Source organism: Mesorhizobium sp. M7A.F.Ca.CA.001.08.2.1 (assembly GCF_003998455.1).
Classification (GTDB): domain Bacteria; phylum Pseudomonadota; class Alphaproteobacteria; order Rhizobiales; family Rhizobiaceae; genus Mesorhizobium; species Mesorhizobium ciceri.
Genome location: NZ_RZPW01000710.1, coordinates 1 through 3,221 on the forward strand (window position 1 = coordinate 1; position 3,221 = coordinate 3,221).

Annotated in this window: 3 protein-coding genes; all 3 read left to right on the forward strand. The window is 65.0% G+C overall.

From position 1 onward, the window contains the following. Positions 1-537: polyprenyl synthetase family protein (locus tag EN914_RS29495; protein ID WP_206527267.1), on the forward strand; the 537-nt coding region annotated here is incomplete at its 5' end. Positions 538-683: 146 nt separating this feature from the next. Continuing rightward, complete coding sequence (locus EN914_RS29500; protein ID WP_024502972.1) at positions 684-1,490, forward strand: class I SAM-dependent methyltransferase; 807 nt, start codon at positions 684-686, stop codon at positions 1,488-1,490. Positions 1,491-1,604: 114 nt separating this feature from the next. Continuing rightward, positions 1,605-3,221 (forward strand): ATP-binding protein (locus tag EN914_RS29505; protein ID WP_127389451.1); only part of this gene is annotated, 1,617 nt, incomplete at its 3' end.

A 3,221-nucleotide genomic window follows, 5' to 3' on the forward strand; every position in this document is an offset into this window, starting at 1 on the left:
CTGCTGACGCTGGCCTTCGACATCATTGCCGGCGAGTCGACCGCGCTGCCGGCGGAGCGGCGGGCAGCCCTGGTGCTGGCGCTTGCCCGCGCCGCCGGAGCAGGCGGCATGGTCGGCGGCCAGAAGCTCGATCTCGAAGCCGAACAGACGCCGCCGGACGAGGCCGGCATCATCCGGCTGCAGGCGATGAAGACCGGCGCGCTGATCCGCTTCGCCTGCGAGGCAGGCGCCCTCATCGCCGGCGCCCCGGCCGATGACCGCGAGCGGCTGGCCGAATTCGGCTCGGCGATCGGTCTTGCCTTCCAGCTTGCCGACGACCTGCTCGATTTGACCGCCGACGCCAGCCAGATGGGCAAGGCGACCGGCAAGGACGCCGCCGCCGGCAAGGCGACGCTGGTGGCCTTGCATGGTGCGAATTGGGCACGTGGCCAGCTTCACGGCCTCGTCCAACAGGCGCATGCGCTGCTTGAGCCCTATGGTGACGATGCCCAGTTGCTGAAAGAAGCGGCGACATTCGTGGCGGCGCGTAACAGCTAAGGTTGGTGCCAGCCGGAACATCGAGCTGATTGCACGCACGTCCCCGCCGGCCGGTTCTGAAATAGAACTTGAGCGGAAGCCTGCCGAGGCAGAGGATTGACATCCGCACGGCAAGCACGCGGTGCGGATAAGAGTTGGAGGATGCCATGTCGACCACCGACAAGCTGTTCAGCGGTTCCATTCCCGAGATCTACGACCGGGCGATGGTGCCGCTGATCTTCGAGCCATATGCGCGGGATCTGGCGGAGCGGGTGTCGAAGCTCGGGCCGCAATCGGTGCTCGAAGTGGCGGCGGGCACCGGTGTGGTGACACGTGCGCTCGCAGCAAAGCTGCCGGCGCAAGCGCGCATCGTGGTCACCGACCTCAACCAGCCCATGCTCGACCACGCACGCACGCGGATGGTGGACGATCCTCGCATCACCTGGCAGCAGGCCGATGCTCAGGCGCTGCCCTTCGAGGACGCACAGTTCGACGCCGTGGCCTGCCAGTTTGGCGCGATGTTCTTCCCCGATCGGGTGGGCGCCTACGGGCAAGTTCGGCGCGTGATGCGGCTGGGCGGACACTTCCTGTTCAACGTCTGGGGTGCCATCGAAGAGAACGAGTTTGCCGATGAGGTGACGCGGGCGCTCGGCCATTTTTTCCCGGCCGATCCGCCTCGCTTCATGGCAAGGACACCGCATGGCTATCACGATGCGGACGTCATCCGCGCCGACCTGCATGCCGCCGGCTTCCGTAACATCACCATAGAGCCGCTGGATGCCGTCAGCGCCGCTTCCTCGCCATATGAGGCGGCCACGGCCTATTGCCAGGGCACGCCCCTGCGGGCCGAGATCGAGGCGCGCGGTGGCTCGCTGGAGGAGGTGACGCGATACGTGGCGAATGCCCTTGGGAAACGGTTCGGGGAAGGCCCGGTGAGTGGCCGCATCCGCGCCCTCGTCGTGGACGCGGCCTAGGCGCGCTGTCCATCCGGCGGCTCGCACGGCTCGCCTGCCCGAACGAACGAAATTTTAATGTAAATGAAGCGTAATCCCGGCCATTAAAATGGTGCGTATGTGTTGGGGTTGCGCATGCCTGAATATTCGTCCTTCATCCGGTCGGTCCGGATCCGCTGTATTTCAGGGTTGCTGATCTTCGCGCTGGCTTCCGCCGGCATCGTGATTGCGCTTGATCGCGTCAATTCCTTTCGCCGCGACATCGATGCGCTGAGCAGCAATCTCGTCATCTTCACCCGAGACCTGCGCAACGCGACCAGCTTTGCCGAGACGACCGGCACCGCCTGGCGGGCGGAGACACGCGATGCCCTGACCACATCGGCGCGCGGCCATTCGGAGCGCCTGACCGGCGAGATCGAGACGCTGACCGCCCAGCTTGCGGCGATCAAGCCGCGGCTGTCGATCAAGACCGTCGACGAACTCCAATCCGCTTCAGTTAACGGCGATCTGTTCTGGTCGCCGCGCGACATGGTGCGCAATTTCAACCTGATGTCGGTGGCGCAGAAGGTCGATGAGTGGAGCTATCGCGAAATCCGCAACCAGAATGACCTGTTCGCCCAACCCATGCTGGTTCGCGTCCGCACCGCCATGGATGATGAGCGCCATCTGGCCGATGCCTCCAGCGACAGGCTGTTGTTGTGGGCCAGCGGGATCCTGTTCGCGGCCCTTGCCATCGTCGCCTTCTGGATCTTCCGCCCGATGGAAGTGGCGATCCGCCGCGCCTTTGCCGAATCCGCCGAATCCCTGTTCAAGGCCGAGGCCGCCGACCGCGCCAAATCGGAATTCCTGGCCAATATGAGCCACGAAATCCGCACGCCGATGAACGGTGTGCTCGGTATGGCCGAACTGCTGGCCAAGACCGATCTGACCCCACGCCAAAAGACCTTCACCGACGTTATCGTGAAGTCCGGCAACGCGCTGCTCACCATCATCAACGACATCCTCGATTTCTCCAAGATCAATGCTGGCCAGCTCACCCTCGACCCTGCTCCCTTCCGCCTTTCCGAGGCGGTCGAGGACGTGGCGACGCTGGTCTCGGCTCGCGTCGCCGAAAAGAACCTCGAACTGATCGTGCGCGTCGATCCGCGCCTGCCGGCCCATGTCGTCGGCGACGCCGGCCGGTTCCGGCAGATCATCACCAACCTGCTCGGCAACGCAGTGAAGTTCACCGAGAAGGGTCACGTGCTGATCGACGTCGGCGGCGAGATCGTCAACGACGTGGTCCAGCTCAAGATCCGCGTCGAGGACACCGGCATCGGCATACCGGCCGAGAAACTGCAGAACGTGTTCGAAAAATTCGCGCAGGTCGACGGCTCGTCCACCCGCCGTCACGAGGGCACGGGGCTGGGCTTGGCCATCGCAGCACGCCTCGTCGACCTGATGGCAGGCAAGATCGGCGTCGAGAGCGAGATCGGCCGCGGCTCGGTGTTCTGGTTCGCGGTGCCGCTGCCCGCGCATCAGGCCGCGGCGCGCGACGAGATCGTGCCGGTCGACGTCACCGGCGCGCGCGTGCTGGTCATCGACGACAATCCGGTCAACCGCGAAATCCTGCTCGAGCAGCTCAGGAGCTGGAGCTTCGACTGTGCCGCCGCCGAAAGCGGCGCCGTCGGCCTGGCCTTCCTCGATCGCGCCTTTCAGTTGGGCGCCGCCGTCGACTGCATCATCCTCGACTACCAGATGCCCGGCATGAAC

Coding starts and splice junctions, on each gene's coding strand:
- EN914_RS29500 (WP_024502972.1), top strand. CDS start 684: ATGTCGACCACCGACAAGCTGTTCAGCGGTTCCATTCCCGAGATCTAC.